We start from the raw sequence: 16,533 nt of genomic DNA, 5'->3' as shown, positions 1-16,533 counted from the left end.
AAACTTCATCCTGACACAAATATAAAAGATAAGTTTAGATTTCAAAGCAATTAAGGTATTAATTTATACCAAATTAAAACTTAACAATTGCCAATAAAACCCTATAATCCTATTATAAACAAATCAAAGTTCAAAAATGGGGTAAAAACACAAAGCCCCGGTTATAAAACCAGGGCTTTGCTAATTAACCAATCTATTGTGAAAAACTTCATCCTGATGCGAATATATAGCATTAAATCAATATTTTGAGCATTTTTTAAGTAAATATTAAAGATGAATTTACAACCTACTGATTTATAGGCGGTTCCCAAAAATAAAATTTAAAGTTTTTAATCTGGTCATTTTCGATGTTCAGGCCTTCTTCTTCCAGCAACTTTCGCATCGTATCCTGACCGGGGAAATGGTGTTTCCCTGTTAAAACGCCGTTTCGATTAACCACGCGATGGGCGGGAAGGTCGCGATCTAATTTTACACAGGCATTCATAGCATAGCCTACCGTTCGGGAACTTTTGGCTGAGCCTATAGCTTTGGCAATAGCGCCGTAGCTTGTGACTTTCCCTTCTGGAATGCGGGCGACTATTGCATATACTTTTTCAAAAAAATCTGAGTTGGCCATTTTTATAGTTCTTAGAGACGAAACCAGGTCACGACGATAAGAATAAGCATCAAAAGAGCCATGAAATAGTTGGAATACCTTTTAAAAAGTTCTGTTTTACCCCCTATTCGCATCATAAAGATCACATAAAAATAAAGGGTTGTCAGTGTTCCCAGGGCAGCACTTAACGCGAAAAACAAGTCGCTGTAAAAAGAGAAGGCTATTTTGAAATTATTGCTTAGCAAGGTGGCTATAAGCACAAAATAAGGGATGGGAAAAATATTGATGGCCGATACCAAAACGCCGGTAAAAAAACTCTTGGTTCCCGTGCGCTTTTTGATATTCCTCTGCGTTTTTTTATAATTGGCCGAGAGCAAAAAATAAATAAACATCAGGATGAGTATGGCAATTCCCGCCTGCAGAAAAATATTCTTAACATACGGGTTTGAGAATATAAATTTTGAAATTAAAACCGCCAACAGGGCCTGGAAAAACACAATGCTGGAAGCTCCGAAAGCCATTAAAACTCCATTACGCCTTCCCCTTTCCAGGCAGGTTTTAGCCACACTCATATTGACTAAGCCTGGCGGAATTACGCCAACCAAAGCAGCCAGGTAGGTGAAAAGATAAATTTGTAAATACTCCAAAAACTATGGCTTAAGTCTGAATTTCAGATAGGTTATAGATTTCTTTTTATCTAGATATTGCTGTTCATAAAAGGTCTGGATACCCACCACTTCTTCCGGAGCTTCATGATTCACATAAATATCATGATGGGCGTAGATGATGTCATGCCCAAGGCCTTCCAGAATACCCAGCGTATACCCATGCATAAACTCACTATCGGTTTTCAGATGCACGATGCCGTCTTTAGCCAAAATCGTTTTGTACTTTTCTAAAAACTCAGGATTGGTCATTCTGTGCTTGGTACGTTTCCATTTGATTTGCGGGTCGGGGAACGTGATCCAGATTTCATCGACTTCGCCTTCTGCAAAAACCTGGTCTACCAGCTCGATTTGTGTTCTCAGGAATCCTACATTGGTCATATTATCTTCCAGCGCCGTTTTGGCACCTCTCCAAAACCTGGCGCCTTTGATATCAATGCCCAAAAAATTGGTGTCTGGATTTCTTCTGGCCAGTCCCACTGTATATTCACCTTTGCCACAGCCCAGTTCCAGGACTAAGGGATTGTTATTTTTAAAAAACTCCTGTTTCCACTTGCCTTTATAGGCATAGGTTTCCTCTACAATTTCAGAACGTGTAGGCTGGACTACATTTTCGAAAACCTCATTCTCTTGAAACCGTTTTAGTTTGTTTTTACTCCCCACCTTTGCTGAAATTTTCGTGTAAAATTAACTAAATTTACCAATACGCAAAATCTTCTATTATGGCTTTTCCCCGTCATGTTTTAGTTTCCCCGCTTAACTGGGGGCTGGGCCACGCTACAAGGTGTATCCCTGTCATCCGCTATTTTCTGAACCAGGGCTCCAAAGTAAGCCTGGCTTCAGATGGAAACGCCCTGCAATTGCTGAAAGACGAATTTCCTGAACTTGAAGTTTTGGAATTACATTCAAGTCAGGTGACCTATTCAAGCTTTGGTTTTTATTTTTATCTTAAATTGGTGCTGCAGGGCATTGGACTTCAGAAAAGAGCACTTATGGACGAGGATCTGGTTGAAGCATACGTCGATAAACACGGAGTAGACCTTATCCTTTCAGATCATAGATTTGGCGCTTACTCCAAGAAAGTGAGGTCTGTAATCCTCTGTCACCAACTTCAATTTAAAGCAGGTTTATTTTCTTATAGTTCTTCCTATTTCAATGCTAAACAACTCAACCGCTTTGCTGAGGTCTGGGTGCCAGACACGGATACGACTCCTTCTCTGAGCGGAATTTTAAGTCTATCGAAACAGGTAAATGTACCCGTGAAGCGAATTGGTGTTTTGAGCCGGTTTAAAACCTTAGAACTTGAAGAAAAAATAGATTATCTGGCGGTTATTTCCGGTCCGGAACCCCTTCGTACCCAGTTTGAAGAGAAACTCATAGAATCGTTCATAAAACTCACTTCCAAAACCTGTGTGATTGTTCGAGGCGTCTACAATCAAGACGTCCTTCAAAACTTACCGCCACACCTCAGCGTTTATAACCATCTGAAATCTCGGGAACTCAACACCTTGATTTGCAGCGCCAGGATCGTGATTTGCAGATCGGGCTATTCTTCGGTAATGGATATGGCCTGTTTGGGTAAAACCGTGTTTTTTGTCCCTACCCCGCATCAGGGGGAGCAGGAATATCTGGCAGATCGACTGGAGAAACAGAAAATTGCTCCATGTTCTTCCCAGAAGAAATTTAAAACGACTGACCTGGAAAACCTGGAGATGTATTCCGGATTTAATTCTGAAGAGTGGCCTCGGTTTCCTCTTCCGGCATTTCGGCAGACTTTGGAAGCGTGAAGGAGAATTCGCTGCCAATCCCGTAAACGCTATCCACATAGACCTGCTCATTATGGGCTTCCATAATGTGCTTAACAATCGAGAGTCCCAGTCCTGAGCCACCTTCCCGCCTGGACCCCGTTTTATCGACTCTAAAGAAACGTTCAAAAAGTCTTGGGATATGTTCCTTTTCGATGCCCTCCCCGTTATCGGTGACACGCAGCATGATTTTTGAATTTTTCACCTCATCAAAACTGATCTCAGAGGTTCCTCCCTTCTTGCCATACTTGATAGAATTGACAATAAGATTCGTCACCACCTGCTGTATCCGCTCTTTATCCCCTTCTACATAGATAGGCGCATAGGCTTTATCGAAGCTCAGGCTTATTTCTTTTTTGGCAGACTTCATCTCCAGTAAATCGAAGACGCTTTCTACAAGATCCACAAGATCGAAGGTTTCTATGTAAAGATTAAGATCGCCGGTTTCCAGCTTGGTAATCATATCCAGATCTTTGACGATATAGATCAGTCTATCCACCCCTTTGCTAGCTCTATTGAGGTATTTTTTTCTTACTTTTTTATCTTTAATGGCCCCATCCAGAAGCGTAAGTATATAGCCCTGCACTGTAAACAAAGGGGTTTTTAACTCGTGAGACACATTGCCTATAAATTCTTTCCTGTAGTTTTCCCTCACTTTGAGCGTTTCAATTTCGAGCTTTTTACCTTTTGCAAAACGCTCCACTTCCTCGGTCAGGGTTTTCATATCAGAGGTCGTCCGCTGACTGCTCAGCGAAGATTTGTCCAGTAAAGAAACACTGTCGTAAATCGATTTTACCCGCTTGTAGATAAAATATTCAATTCTCAACTGAATAATCAGAAATGAAAATACAAAACAGACCAGGGCAAAAACAAAAATAGAAGCCAAATTGACTTCCAGTTGAATATACTCGTATAAGGTCACCAGCCCTGTAAGAAAAAGAGTGATGTAGGAAGAGGTGTTCAGGGCAAACTTATAGGATCTTTTGAATTTTTTACTCATTCATGAACAAACTTATAGCCGACGCCTTTCACTGTTTTGAATTTATCGTCGCCCAATTTTTCTCTCAACTTTCGAATGTGGACATCGATGGTTCTCCCACCTACCACGACTTCATTCCCCCAGACCGTGTTTAAAATATCATCCCTTTTGAAGACTTTATTGGGTTCTGAAGTGAGTAAAGATAGCAATTCAAATTCTTTTCTGGGCAAGGTCATCTCTGTCCCCTGACTGGTGATTTTATATTCATCTCTATTGATGGTGATATCGCCAATTTCATAAATCTTCTGATCTGGAGCACCGGATTTGAAACGTCTTAATAAGGCTTTGACTTTACTCATCAGTACTTTAGGTCTTACCGGTTTAGTGATATAATCATCGGCTCCGGCGTCAAATCCTGCTACCTGAGAATAATCCTCCCCTCTTGCGGTTAAAAACGTGATGAGTGTGTTTTCCAAACCTTTGGTTTCCCGAATTTGCTCACAGGCTTCTATCCCATCCATTTCTGGCATCATCACATCCAAAATCACTAACTGAGGCTTCTTCTTTTTTGCCTTTTTAACGGCTTCCACTCCATTTTCGGCAGTGACGACTTTGTAGCCTTCAGCGTTTAAATTGTAGCTTAGAATCTCCAGGATATCCGGATCGTCATCCACAACAAGTATAGTGATATCAGATTTTTTCATGAGTTAGTGCTTTTGTTCTTTACAAATTTAAGGTTTTGAATATTAGCTTAAAGTTAAGAATAAACACAAAAAAAGCTGCTCTTTTCAGAGCAGCTTTTAAGTAAATTATATCATACCCATTTAAAAACTATAGGAGTATCCCAAAGAAATCTGTTGTCCCGGATCTCTTCTAGAGTAAATTCTGGACTCTGCCTGAAATGAATTGTAATTCGTTTCAATAACATCATTTAATATATTACTAAATCCAAAATTTACAGAAGACTGCTTTTCCTCTCCAAAAGTTTTAGACAATCTAAAACTCATGTTATGGAAGGGCTGCGTGTAAGCATCTGGAACGTTTCTTATACCTACAACCTCAAGAGTTTCTCCTTGTACGTTGTAAAACAAACCGCCTTGCCAGCCTTTTTCGTCATCATCGTATCTTAAACCGATGTTTACGAGGTATGGAGACTGCCCTTGAAGATCCCTTTCATCATCTATGGTTTGCCCCTCTCTTGCAGCAAGTTGTCTGGATTCAAATTCCTGCTCAGACATCTGTACAACAGATTCGATTATAGAAACGTTAGCGTTGACGCTGAATTTTCTTAAGTCTTCAGCAATAAAACCAAAATCCTTTCTTATTTCCAATTCAACTCCATAAACATCTGCAGAATTTACGTTTTGTGGCTGAAGGTTATTAGGGGCTTCAGGGAATGCCACAAGTTCTATAGGATCATTGAATGATTTATAAAAAGCACTCACAGCAAACAATTGACCGTTTTCTCCATATCGCTCGTAGCGCAAGTCATAATTGTTGATATAAGAAGGCTGAATATCGATATTACCTATAAAAGTAATATCGCTTAAAGGATCAAAAATTTGTGCAATAGAGGCTTCTTTAAAAGATGGTCTTGCCGTGGTTTCGTAATAAGACGCCCTTAAATTGGTTTGATCATTTAAAGCATAAATAAGATTTGCAGACGGGAAAAAATCAGCTTGATCTAAAATTTGTTCATCATTAAGATCGAGCGTTCCCTGGTTGTTGACACCCGTATAATTCAGTTGGTAATTCTCAAACCTTAAGCCCAAAACACTTTTTAGCTTTTCTGTAATATTAAACTCTTCAGAAATGTAAGCAGAAGCTACAGTTGAATAAGACTCAAAATTGTTTGCCGGCTCAAAATTACCTTGTATATAGGTTCCACTGTTGGTCTCTGGTACCCAAATATTTTCAGGAAGTAAAAGTCGGTCCGCATCGCCTTCAATAGGGGTTACTGTAGAACCTTTAACCAGAATATTGTAATTATTAATTCTGAAGTTCCTTTCCTTAAACGTGTAGCCTGTACCAAATTTCAGATTAGCTGACCTTCCAAAAAGCTCATGCCTTTTGGTAAGGTCTAATTTACCTGACAAGTTGAACTCTTCCAAATCCCTCCACAAACGCTGTGGAGCACCAGCTGTACTCGGGCGAATTGAAAACTGATCTTCCCCAATAACTTCAAAAGGTGTAACGCGTACGTCTTTGTCGTTTATATTAGAAAAACTAGGGGATAACGCCCATTCTGTTTCCCAGGAAGCATCTTCATTGACGTGAGAACCCGAAAGATTGAAATTGGTAATAGATTTCTCTGTATATTCTATGTTGTCTCTTACCACTTCAATATCGTCCTGGATAAAGGTGAAGGTTCTAAATTTACCGGCTCTCGAAATTCCATTTTGAAGATGTAAAACATTGAAGCTGTATTTAGATTTTTCTGTTTTATAAGACAGACCTGCTAAACCGCTTATGAGAACGTTATTGATCCCAACATCACCGGTTTGAGTCCTGTTTGGCGTTAATTCAGTTTCTGATAATGAAATAGGTTTGAAAAAGAAGTTTTGTTCCAATTGCTCAAAGTATTCTGTAGTATTTCTATAGGAAACATTGGCCAGATATCCAAATTTGTTATTCTTTTCACCTACCTCATAACTATTCCCCGCTGAGAAGCTAAAATTGAAATTTGCGGGGCTTGTGGTTCTATCTGCAGCAAGTTTTTTATCAAAACGATTGGTAACCTCTGTCACACTCACGCCATCACTATTCAATCCCCTACCCACCGGGGCCGGAATACTCAGTTCTTGTGGAATAGGCAAATCTCTTTCTCCATTATCAATGCCTAAAAAGTCTGTAGGAGAGGTGTTTCCCTGTAGATAATCTGAATTGAAATGCATATCAAAGTTATAAGATCCGCCTGCACTTACACTATAGGTTTCACGTGAAGGAAAATCTTTGGTAACGACATTCACTACGCCACCTGTAAAGTCTGCGGGCATATCTGCAGTAGCCGTTTTTGAAACGACTATATTTTCAATAATACTGGACGGAATAACATCCATTTGAAGGGTATTTCTATCGGGATCCAGACCTGGAATATCCATACCATTAAGTATAGATTTTGTATACCTGTCGCCAAGGCCTCTCACAAAAACATATTTACCTCCCTGGACAGATACCCCTGGTATATTTTTAACGGCAGAGGCAACGTCATTGGCACCTGTTCGTCTTATCCCTTCTAAGGACATACCATCTGAAACCTTAACGGACTTTCGTTGCAGGTTCAATACTGAAGCTTCTGTATTTCTCCTCGCCGTTGTAGTTACAATAACCTCCTGCAAGTTGTCTGCAGCAGACTTTAAAGTGACGTCAAGTCGTGTTGTTTCATTTTCTTTGACAACCACCTCTGTAATTTCTTTCGTTTGATAACCGACAAACGAAAATGAAAGGGTGTAAGTTCCAGGTTCCACTGCAATGGAATACAATCCATCAAAATCTGATGTACTCCCTTTATTGGTTCCTACGATTGTGACGTTGGCAAATGGGAGAACATCGTCTAACTCTCCATCTAAAATTTTACCTTCTATTTTTCCGTTTTGCGCAGAGACTGAAAACAAGCCTATACTAAAAAACAGAATTGATGTAATCTTAAAAAATCTGAACATATTTTGCATATTATAATTTATAACCATATTGCCCGGCTTGAAAAAACCGAGCAATATCCTGTATGTATTTAGAGTCTATATTCAATACTAAAAACCTAAAGCAGAAGCTGCTTCAGACACCCAAGTCCATCCAAAAACTCCCAGGTCCGCACCTACAGTAGCTGCACCTGTGTCGGCGACTACCGAAACAAACCCATTAGCGCCTGTAGCGTCATCCTGAAAAGATGTAAGTCCTGAAGCATCTGTAAATAGTGTAGAAATATCAGTCACACCTGCTGGAGGTACAATTTGTATATTGGAAAAAGTAAGATCTCCACTGTTGTAATTGTCAGCAACACCTTGGTTATCCTGTAATGTGAAATCTGAATCTGGTAATCCACCAACTAATAATATGTTGTTGTTAGTACCCATGGCGCTGGAGCGGAATTGAGCATATTCTCTGTTTCCTGAATTAGCATTAGTTTCAGAATCGTCTGAGAAAATAGTTATGTCCTGAAGAGTGTACATTCCGGTAGCAGAACCTTCTGGTCCGTCAATTTCTAAACCATGGTCAGAAACGTTATTCATCACTACTGCTGCATTGGTAATTGTACCACTGTATGCCTGATCGATGTCTATAGCATCATCGCCAACACCCCAGACTACGATATTTGAAGCATTAACAGTTCCTCCGAAGAACTCAACACCATCATCTAAGTTAGCGATCACTTCTATATGGTTGATTACTGTACCGTTACCAACTCCACCAAGGGTTAATCCATTGATTTCGTTTCCCTCACCAATGTTTGCTCCACCATGACGTATAGAGATGTACTCGATGTTTCCAGAGCTGTCTGCAGGGTCAGTTCCTCCGTACAATCCAAATCCTGAGTTAGCTGGAATACCTTCGATTAATTCTTCAGTAGCGTCCCCTTCAAAGGAAGAAGGCGCATTCCCTAATATGATAACACCTCCCCAAAGACCTCTGTCATCTACTGTAAGGTTAGGACTTACAACCTCACCTGGCATAATTTCGTCCAAAATAGAAGTAAAGATAATCGGCTCTTGAGCAGTACCATTTGCATTTAAAGTTGCATCTCTATCCACAATTAAAGCAGAAGCTTGTGTTTGCTGACCCTGAGCCCCTTTTATAACAGTACCTGCATCAATCGTCAAGGTTGCACCACCATCAACAACGACTTTCCCGTCTAAGATGTAAACTTTGTCTTTGGTCCAGGTCTGATCTTCCTCTATAGTCCCGAAAACAGTAATTTCCTCACCTACAGGAGGTTGTTCTGGGCTTATAGGAGCATCATCATCGCTTGAGCAGGAAACTAAAAGAAGCGAAGCTAAAACAGTTGCAGATAAAAATATTTTTTTCATTTTAATGGTTTTAATTGTTTTGATGAAGCAAACTTACATGGAGAAGAAAGTTTCGGTGTTATGTGCAGGTTAACAAAAGATTGCATCTTGATTAACAGATAAGTATTCTCTTAATCTAAACTTAACCTTGGAAATCCTGCTACATCATGAACTACTATGGATAAAGGGAAAAAAGAAGATTCAAAGTTTAACCAAGAGTTAAATCCCGGATTTACTCCACTTAAGACTGCGCTGTAAATCTGTCTTGTTTTTTCAGGATATCGTAAATCTGACAGCATATCAAAAACTGTAAAAAGCAGGTGATTGAATTCATACCTGTCTGTAGTAATACAAAAATGCAGTCTTATGCAGCAGGTATAGAAACCGAACTTAAATACACTGCTTTTGTTTTAAAACAAAAGCAGGTCTCGATTAGGCTGCTTTTTTATTACTTTTGAATTTCATTTTGAGGTATGAATTCCAGTTTCCCTTTCCATATAAAATCAGAAAAAGAATTTGAAAATGCTGCGCTAGACGTATTTCAGAAGCAATACCAATCCAACGGAGTCTATAAAGAATTTTGCGACCATCTCAGCGTCAATCCTCAGGAGGTCAGGTCAATTCCAGATATTCCTTTTTTACCCATACAGTTTTTTAAAACGCATGACGTAAAAACCGGACATTTCACTCCTGAAATCACCTTCTTAAGCAGCGGAACTACTGGCCAGGTTCAAAGTCAGCACCATGTCAAAAACCTCAGCCTCTACATAGAAAGCTTTACAAAAACCTTCGAGCTTTTCTACGGAAATATTTCAGATTTTGTGGTTTTAGGCCTTCTGCCTTCTTACCTGGAACGCGAAGGATCCTCTTTAATTTATATGGTGGATCACTTCATCAAGGAAAGCGAGTCGGAAGAAAGCGGATTTTATCTCCATGCATTAGATCAATTGTCTGACACCCTCATCAGACTCGACAAGTCTGGAAAAAAAATACTGCTTATCGGTGTTTCCTTTGCCTTACTGGATCTGGTTGAGACCCATACTTTTCAGCTGAAAAATACCATAATCATGGAAACCGGCGGCATGAAAGGACGACGTAAAGAGATGATTCGCCAGGAACTCCATGAAATTTTAAGTCAAGGCTTTGGGGTTGATCATATCCATAGCGAGTATGGCATGACAGAACTCTTATCTCAGGCCTATTCCAAAGGCCAAAGCAGATTTGAAAGTCCGCCTCATATGAAGATTCTCATTCGGGATACCGAAGATCCTTTTCACTACCTCAACCCTGGAAAAACGGGAGGGATTAATGTCATCGATTTAGCCAATACAGATTCCTGTGCATTTATAGCCACTCAGGATTTGGGAAAGCAAATCAACTCCGATGAATTTGAAATTCTCGGCAGATTCGACCAAAGTGATATACGAGGCTGCAATCTACTTGTGCTGTAGAACTTGAATTCTGAATGCTTTTCAAGTCGTTAATTTATCCCTAAGAATCTACCTAAAACCACTTCAATAACAAGCAAATAGAGGATTAACTTGTATATTTGCATTTAGATTAAATCTTAATTAGAATTAATTAATTTATGAAACTCAATAAAGACGATATAAAAAAGGCACTAGAAACCATTAGTATTGCTGGTGAAGGCCAAAATATAGTGGATAGTGGTGCTTTGCAAAACATAGTGACCTTCGGCGATGAAGTGATTGTAGATCTAAAGCTTTCTACACCAGCGCTTCACATCAAAAAACGCGCTGAAGTAGATGTCATGAAAGCCATTCATGAGCATGTCTACAAAAAAGCTAAAGTTGAAGTTAAAATCAGTGTGGAAGCCCCACAGAAAAAAAACGTCAATGAAATCAAAGGGAAACCGATTCCCGGGATTCAGAATATCATTGCCGTAGCTTCAGGAAAAGGGGGTGTAGGTAAATCTACAGTAACCGCCAATCTTGCAGTAACCTTGTCCAATCTTGGATTTAAAGTAGGCTTACTGGATGCCGATATTTACGGCCCTTCCGGTCCTATCATGTTTGATGTGGCCAATGAAAAGCCGCTTTCTGTAACCAAAGACGGGAAGTCTAAGATGAAACCTATCGAAAGTTACGGGGTCAAACTGCTTTCTATCGGATTTTTCACAAAGCCGGATCAGGCGGTGATCTGGAGAGGCCCTATGGCCGCCAAAGCCCTCAATCAGATGATTTTTGATGCCGACTGGGGAGAGCTCGACTTTTTACTTGTAGATCTGCCTCCCGGAACCGGAGATATCCACCTGTCCATCATGCAATCCATGCCCATTACAGGTGCGCTGATTGTGAGTACCCCTCAAAATGTAGCCCTGGCAGATGCCAAGAAAGCCGTGTCGATGTTTCAACAGGAAAGCATCAATGTTCCCGTTTTAGGAATTTGTGAAAATATGGCTTACTTTACTCCTGCTGAATTACCTGACAATAAGTATTATATATTTGGAGAAAAGGGAGCCAAATACCTTGCCGAAGATCTGGGCGTTCCATTTCTGGGAGAAATTCCACTGGTACAGAGCCTGAGAGAATCGGGAGATATTGGTCGTCCGGCAGCCTTGCAAAAGGGAACAGCACTGAGCGAATCTTTTGCTGAACTGACAAGAAACACTGTACAAGAAGTGGTGAATAGAAATAAGAACTTGCCGCCTACAGAAGCTATAAAAATTACAACGATGGCTGGATGTAGTGCTGTAAAAAATAAAAAAATATGATGACTGGTCAAGAATTAAGAAGAAGCATTGAAACCGCTCTGGATGAAATTCGTCCTTTTTTAAAAAGTGATGGCGGAGATATCGAGTTGATTTCAATCGAAGACGATTCACTGGTAAAAGTTCAGCTTATGGGAACTTGCGTGGATTGTACGGTCAACCAAATGACTCTGAAGTCTGGAGTTGAAATGACGATTAAAAAACACGCGCCTCAAATCAAAGAGGTCATCAATGTTAAAGCCGATCAACTGGCTTAATCAAAAAGAAATAAAAAATTACAAGTAGATTTTGATATGATCAAAACGGATATTCTCATTATTGGAGCTGGACCTACAGGACTTTTTACTGTATTTGAAGCAGGATTATTGAAACTCAAATGTCATATTATTGATGCCCTTCCACAACCCGGGGGGCAATTGTCTGAATTGTATCCCAAAAAACCTATCTATGATATCCCTGGTTTTCCGGAAGTGAAAGCCGGACAACTGGTAGATAACCTGATGGAACAAATCAAATCCTTTCAGCCTGGATTTACGCTCGGCGAAAGAGCTCAGGATATCGAAAGACAGGAAGATGGCAGCTTTATAGTAACCACCGACGAAGGAACAAAACACCACGCTCCTATTGTCGCTATAGCTGGCGGGCTGGGCAGTTTCGAACCCAGAAAACCACCTATTAACAATATTTCTAAATTTGAGAACAAGGGCATTCATTATATGGTAAAAGACCCCGAGCAATTCCGGGACAAATCTGTAGTGATTGCAGGCGGAGGAGATTCTGCCCTGGACTGGAGCATTTATCTGGCCGACGTTGCTTCCGAAGTGACTTTGGTGCACAGAAGGAATGAATTCAGAGGCGCTTTAGAATCGGTAGACCGTGTCAAAGAGCTCAAAGACATCGGCAAAATTAAATTGATTACTCCAGCTGAAATCGTAGACGTTCACGGTGACGAACATCTGGAATCCGTTTCCATCAGAAAGAATAATAATCCAGAAGAGGATTATAGCTTAGAAACCGATTACTTTATACCTTTATTTGGTTTATCTCCAAAACTGGGCCCCATAGCAGACTGGGGGCTGGAAATAGAAAAAAATGCCATCAAAGTCGATAATACCCTTGATTATCAAACCAATATTCCGGGAATTTACGCGATTGGAGATGTGAACACCTATCCGGGTAAACTGAAGTTGATTCTGTGTGGATTTCATGAAGCTACACTGATGTGTCAAAGTGCCTTTGCTAAAATCCATCCCAACAAACGCAATGTATTAAAGTACACCACGGTTGGCGGTGTCACTGGATTTGACGGGACCAAAAAGGAAGCGCCAAAATCAGTGATCAGAAGTATTGATTAAATATATCACCGGTTTGAATTTAGAATTTTTTAGAGTCAACCCACTTTTTTTAGATCCTTTCGGCTTAACTTAAATTTTAATTCTAAAATAAAAATCATGAATATGAACACTCAGGAACATTGCATAGATAAACCGGCATCAAAACAAACCCCTACAGCCACATCAGAATCGTTTATAAGAAGAAGGAATCCGCTGAACTCAATAGCTGCAGCCGTCCTTCTAACCTCCCTTCTGTGGTCCTGCAATACTTCAAACAAAGATAGTAACACTTCTTCTGAAGACATCCAAAGAGAGATGGAGGACGTTATACAGGTCTCCAAAGCATACACTGCTGAAAAGTGGGATAACCTAAGCGACAATATCGAAAAAATGGAAAAGGATATTGAGGCCAGCACCAATGACGTCATAGAAAATTACAATACCCTAAGTGCTGACCTTCAGAACCAGTTTGAGGACGAAAAGCAAAACATAGCGGATAGAAAAGCTGAGCTAAATAAAAAACTGGAGGACTATAAAAAGGCCACTGGTGAAAAAAAGGAAGAGTTGAAATCCGAAATTATTCAACTGAAAACAGCTTTAAACCGGAGTATTTCTACGTTTGAAAAAGAAATGGAAGAAGAGCAAAACTAACAGAATTACAAGTTCGAATTTTTTTGTTCAACTGCCTGAGACATCAAAAGATTGCCTGTAAAGTGAGCCTGACTGGCTTTACAAAAATTCCCGCTGAAATTTTACCATTTAAAGGAAACATGAGGAATCAATTCTTTAGTTTTGCATCTCAGATTTTAGTTTAAGTCATGGATGTAAAAATCACAATTATAGACAGAGAAGGCACTTCACATCAGGTAGATGCTCCTACAGATATGGCGATGAATCTGATGGAAGTGATTCGCTCTTACGAACTCGCTCCGGAAGGAAGCATCGGGATTTGCGGAGGTATGGCCATGTGTGCATCCTGCCAGTGTTATGTCCAGTCTGATACCGAACTTCCAGAAAAAGAAGACGATGAGGAAGCTATGCTATCGGAAGCATTTTTTGTCAGGGACAACAGCAGATTGAGCTGCCAAATTCACATTACTGAAGATCTTGGAGGGCTTCAGGTGGAACTGGCTCCGAGCGAGGAGTAGTCAGTAGTCAGTAGTCAGTAGTCAGTAGTCAAAATAATTTATTCGAATAAATTAAAGGTAAAAGTCAGGGTAATTATAATCCCCAATGCTGGCGCGAGCGTCACGCCAACCTTTGCCGTCAGGCAGGCTCTTGTGTAACAGTCCTACACCCTAGGCAATCGCCTTGTAATACTCGATTTCTTTGACTATCCCGTCCCAGAGGCCAAGTCGCTTTTCCAAAGCTTCTCTGGAACAGACCTCGACTTCTTTCCACTTCTGCTCGTCATCACCACATAAAGCAGAGATCAATTCGAGAGCCATAGGCCCGTGCTCATCTTCATCCAGTTCGATATGCCTGTCAAAGTAGTATTTGAAAAGACTCAGATCCTTCTCAGGAAAATTTTTCTGGATCTCACCGATGATAGAGGTAAACATGTCGGGAATGAGCTCCTCTCTGCCAAACGTAAAACAGGCGGCGACTTCATGGGCTTTGCCACGTTGTATGGTATTGAAGGTAAAGATTAAAAAGGCCTTGACACTTGCTGGCAGGTCGCTGGCAGAAATCACCAAAAAGATATCGGTTCCATGCTGAACCTGGCTGACAAAATCCATCACCTGCGCCGTAGAAGCCTCTGCGCTTTTCATAGCATCGAGATACATCTCGAAATGACTCTGGCGTTCGCCTTCAGAGTTCAGATCGGTTTCTTCAGCTAAAACAATTTCATTGATCAGGTAGCGGTGCTTTGGGTTCCCTTTAGGCATCCAGGGTGAAGTGGTACAGGTCAACTGCGTTTGAAGGGATTTTAGCAATGACATAAAATCCCAGACCGCAAACACATGGTGCTTCATGAAAATCTGTAAATCCTGTGGGGATTCCACGCTTTTGTAGAGTTTATGGTCTATAAGCTGTGATCTTAAGTCTTTTAAATTTTCCTTGAGTTTCGTTACCTGCATTGCTTCATTTTTTTGTAAAAATAAAGAGTCAATGGAAATTAAACTTTACTGACTCTTTTATTTAAACGTTAATTTTGAATGTGCTAACTACTATTTAAAAGCTGAAATCCCGGTAATATCCAATCCTGTAATCAGCAAGTGGATATCATGCGTGCCTTCATAGGTAATCACACTTTCCAGGTTCATCATATGACGCATGATGCTGTATTCCCCTGTGATTCCCATTCCTCCAAGGATTTGTCTGGCTTCTCTGGCAATAGTAATCGCCATGTCCACGTTGTTACGCTTGGCCATAGAAATTTGAGCAGTAGTCGCTTTACCTTCATTTTTAAGCTGACCCAAACGCAGAGCCAGGAGTTGGGCTTTGGTGATTTCGGTTATCATTTCGGCCAGTTTCTTTTGCTGAAGCTGAAACCCGGCAATGGGCTTTCCAAACTGAATCCGTTCTTTGGAGTAGCGCAAAGCCGTATCGTAACAATCCATCGCTGCGCCTATCGCTCCCCAGGCAATGCCGTAACGGGCAGAATCCAGACAGGATAAAGGTGCTCCAAGTCCACTTTTACCTGGTAAAAGGTTTTCTTTTGGCACTTTCACGTCCTGAAAAATAAGCTCTCCCGTAGCAGAAGCTCTCAGCGACCATTTGTTATGGGTTTCGGGAGTCGAAAAGCCTTCCATCCCACGTTCCACAATCAATCCGTGTATTCTTCCTTCCTCATTTTTGGCCCATACCACGGCCACATCGCAAAACGGGGAGTTGGAAATCCACATTTTGGCGCCGTTGAGCAGATAGTGATCGCCTTTATCCACAAAATGTGTGGTCATCCCGCTTGGGTTCGACCCGTGGTCGGGCTCTGTTAGTCCAAACGAGCCCATAAATTCTCCGGTGGCCAGTTTAGGCAAGAACTTTTGGCGCTGCTCCTCGGTCCCATAGGCATAAATGGGAAACATGACCAGAGAGGATTGTACCGAAGCTGTGGAGCGAACCCCACTATCTCCGCGTTCTATTTCCTGCATGATCAATCCGTAAGAAATCTGATCTAAACCTGCACCGCCATATTCTTCAGGAATATAAGGTCCAAAAGCACCAATTCCGGCTAAACCACTAATAATTGATTTAGGGAATTCTGCCTTTTGGGCAGCGTCTTCAATGATTGGACTCACGTCACGCTTCACCCAATCTCTGGCCGCCTGGCGAACCATTCGGTGTTCTTCGCTGAGTATATCATCTATATTGTAATAATCCGGGGCTTGAAAGGTATCTTGTTTCATAAGTAAATGTTCTTATTTACAAATTTAACGAATACAGAACTGAACATCTGTGAAGCTTTGTTATTATTTTA

The 16,533-nt window shown here is 40.7% G+C and carries 16 protein-coding genes; 7 read left to right on the top strand and 9 right to left on the bottom strand.

Going from position 1 to position 16,533, the window contains the following annotated elements; genetic code table 11:
- Nucleotides 1–286: 286 nt before the first annotated feature.
- The 3 genes from G3567_RS11185 to trmB are packed head-to-tail and all read right to left on the bottom strand — an operon-like array spanning nt 287 to nt 1,923.
- Entirely contained in the window at nt 287–616 is a 330-nt protein-coding gene (locus tag G3567_RS11185) for an MGMT family protein (RefSeq protein WP_164005418.1), read from the bottom strand.
- 11 nt (nt 617–627) lie between these two features.
- Nucleotides 628–1,242, bottom strand: coding sequence for a LysE family translocator (locus G3567_RS11180; protein WP_164005417.1), 615 nt, complete (start codon nt 1,240–1,242; stop codon nt 628–630).
- A gap of 3 nt (nt 1,243–1,245) precedes the next feature.
- The gene (gene trmB, locus G3567_RS11175; RefSeq protein ID WP_164005416.1) at nt 1,246–1,923 is read right to left on the bottom strand and encodes a tRNA (guanosine(46)-N7)-methyltransferase TrmB; all 678 of its coding nucleotides are present in this window, start codon (nt 1,921–1,923) and stop codon (nt 1,246–1,248) included.
- A 59-nt stretch (nt 1,924–1,982) separates the two neighbouring features.
- Here trmB and G3567_RS11170 point away from each other — a divergent pair, with 59 nt between their 5' ends.
- Nucleotides 1,983–3,047, top strand: coding sequence for a glycosyltransferase (locus tag G3567_RS11170; RefSeq protein WP_164005415.1), 1,065 nt, complete (start codon nt 1,983–1,985; stop codon nt 3,045–3,047).
- On the opposite strand, the gene G3567_RS11165 is transcribed toward G3567_RS11170, so the two are convergent.
- The 4 genes from G3567_RS11165 to G3567_RS11150 form a co-directional block, all read right to left on the bottom strand.
- Complete coding sequence (locus G3567_RS11165) at nt 2,986–4,065, bottom strand: sensor histidine kinase (RefSeq protein WP_164005414.1); 1,080 nt, start codon at nt 4,063–4,065, stop codon at nt 2,986–2,988. The two genes, G3567_RS11170 and G3567_RS11165, sit on opposite strands and share 62 nt — an antisense overlap.
- On the bottom strand, nt 4,062–4,748 hold the full coding sequence (locus G3567_RS11160; protein ID WP_164005413.1) for a response regulator transcription factor: 687 nt from the start codon (nt 4,746–4,748) through the stop codon (nt 4,062–4,064). The genes G3567_RS11165 and G3567_RS11160 overlap by 4 nt, the downstream gene beginning before the upstream one ends.
- A gap of 120 nt (nt 4,749–4,868) precedes the next feature.
- A complete protein-coding gene (locus G3567_RS11155) occupies nt 4,869–7,706 on the bottom strand; it encodes a TonB-dependent receptor (protein WP_164005412.1) in 2,838 nt (945 codons plus the stop codon).
- An 87-nt stretch (nt 7,707–7,793) separates the two neighbouring features.
- A complete protein-coding gene (locus G3567_RS11150; RefSeq protein ID WP_235923579.1) occupies nt 7,794–8,861 on the bottom strand; it encodes a hypothetical protein in 1,068 nt (355 codons plus the stop codon).
- Nucleotides 8,862–9,520: 659 nt separating this feature from the next.
- On the opposite strand from G3567_RS11150, the gene G3567_RS11145 reads away from it, so the two are divergent.
- From G3567_RS11145 to G3567_RS11120, 6 genes are all read left to right on the top strand, one after another.
- A complete protein-coding gene (locus tag G3567_RS11145; RefSeq protein ID WP_164005410.1) occupies nt 9,521–10,498 on the top strand; it encodes a LuxE/PaaK family acyltransferase in 978 nt (325 codons plus the stop codon).
- Between the two features lie 137 nt (nt 10,499–10,635).
- Nucleotides 10,636–11,781 carry an Mrp/NBP35 family ATP-binding protein gene (locus G3567_RS11140; RefSeq protein ID WP_164005409.1) on the top strand — a complete coding sequence of 382 codons (1,146 nt, stop codon included), beginning with the start codon at nt 10,636–10,638 and terminating at the stop codon, nt 11,779–11,781.
- Nucleotides 11,781–12,035 (top strand): NifU family protein, encoded by a 255-nt coding sequence (locus G3567_RS11135; protein WP_205521226.1) that lies wholly within the window; start codon nt 11,781–11,783, stop codon nt 12,033–12,035. The genes G3567_RS11140 and G3567_RS11135 overlap by 1 nt, the downstream gene beginning before the upstream one ends.
- Before the next feature lie 36 nt (nt 12,036–12,071).
- A complete protein-coding gene (locus G3567_RS11130; RefSeq protein ID WP_164005407.1) occupies nt 12,072–13,133 on the top strand; it encodes an NAD(P)/FAD-dependent oxidoreductase in 1,062 nt (353 codons plus the stop codon).
- 96 nt (nt 13,134–13,229) lie between these two features.
- The gene (locus G3567_RS11125; RefSeq protein WP_164005406.1) at nt 13,230–13,763 is read left to right on the top strand and encodes an OmpH family outer membrane protein; all 534 of its coding nucleotides are present in this window, start codon (nt 13,230–13,232) and stop codon (nt 13,761–13,763) included.
- A 167-nt stretch (nt 13,764–13,930) separates the two neighbouring features.
- Nucleotides 13,931–14,260 carry a 2Fe-2S iron-sulfur cluster-binding protein gene (locus G3567_RS11120; protein ID WP_164005405.1) on the top strand — a complete coding sequence of 110 codons (330 nt, stop codon included), beginning with the start codon at nt 13,931–13,933 and terminating at the stop codon, nt 14,258–14,260.
- 150 nt (nt 14,261–14,410) lie between these two features.
- On the opposite strand, the gene G3567_RS11115 is transcribed toward G3567_RS11120, so the two are convergent.
- Both G3567_RS11115 and G3567_RS11110 read right to left on the bottom strand, forming a co-directional pair.
- Nucleotides 14,411–15,193: a DUF3050 domain-containing protein gene (locus G3567_RS11115; RefSeq protein ID WP_164005404.1), complete on the bottom strand. Its 783-nt coding sequence runs from the start codon at nt 15,191–15,193 to the stop codon at nt 14,411–14,413.
- Between the two features lie 90 nt (nt 15,194–15,283).
- Nucleotides 15,284–16,462, bottom strand: coding sequence for an acyl-CoA dehydrogenase family protein (locus tag G3567_RS11110; RefSeq protein WP_164005403.1), 1,179 nt, complete (start codon nt 16,460–16,462; stop codon nt 15,284–15,286).
- Between the last annotated feature and the right edge of the window lie 71 nt (nt 16,463–16,533).

Source organism: Psychroflexus aurantiacus (genome assembly GCF_010820555.1).
In the GTDB taxonomy this organism is placed as follows: domain Bacteria; phylum Bacteroidota; class Bacteroidia; order Flavobacteriales; family Flavobacteriaceae; genus Psychroflexus; species Psychroflexus aurantiacus.
This window is presented reverse-complemented; position numbering and strand designations above follow the sequence as displayed.

Excerpts from the sequence above, each read along its gene's own strand:
- G3567_RS11170 (WP_164005415.1), top strand. The coding sequence starts at position 1,983 with ATGGCTTTTCCCCGTCATGTTTTAGTTTCCCCGCTTAACTGGGGGCTG.
- G3567_RS11130 (WP_164005407.1), top strand. The coding sequence starts at position 12,072 with ATGATCAAAACGGATATTCTCATTATTGGAGCTGGACCTACAGGACTT.
- G3567_RS11115 (WP_164005404.1), bottom strand. The coding sequence starts at position 15,193 with ATGCAGGTAACGAAACTCAAGGAAAATTTAAAAGACTTAAGATCACAG.
- G3567_RS11135 (WP_205521226.1), top strand. The coding sequence starts at position 11,781 with ATGACTGGTCAAGAATTAAGAAGAAGCATTGAAACCGCTCTGGATGAA.
- G3567_RS11155 (WP_164005412.1), bottom strand. The coding sequence starts at position 7,706 with ATGTTCAGATTTTTTAAGATTACATCAATTCTGTTTTTTAGTATAGGC.
- G3567_RS11140 (WP_164005409.1), top strand. The coding sequence starts at position 10,636 with ATGAAACTCAATAAAGACGATATAAAAAAGGCACTAGAAACCATTAGT.
- G3567_RS11125 (WP_164005406.1), top strand. The coding sequence starts at position 13,230 with ATGAATATGAACACTCAGGAACATTGCATAGATAAACCGGCATCAAAA.
- G3567_RS11145 (WP_164005410.1), top strand. The coding sequence starts at position 9,521 with ATGAATTCCAGTTTCCCTTTCCATATAAAATCAGAAAAAGAATTTGAA.
- G3567_RS11165 (WP_164005414.1), bottom strand. The coding sequence starts at position 4,065 with ATGAGTAAAAAATTCAAAAGATCCTATAAGTTTGCCCTGAACACCTCT.
- G3567_RS11160 (WP_164005413.1), bottom strand. The coding sequence starts at position 4,748 with ATGAAAAAATCTGATATCACTATACTTGTTGTGGATGACGATCCGGAT.
- G3567_RS11120 (WP_164005405.1), top strand. The coding sequence starts at position 13,931 with ATGGATGTAAAAATCACAATTATAGACAGAGAAGGCACTTCACATCAG.
- G3567_RS11185 (WP_164005418.1), bottom strand. The coding sequence starts at position 616 with ATGGCCAACTCAGATTTTTTTGAAAAAGTATATGCAATAGTCGCCCGC.
- G3567_RS11110 (WP_164005403.1), bottom strand. The coding sequence starts at position 16,462 with ATGAAACAAGATACCTTTCAAGCCCCGGATTATTACAATATAGATGAT.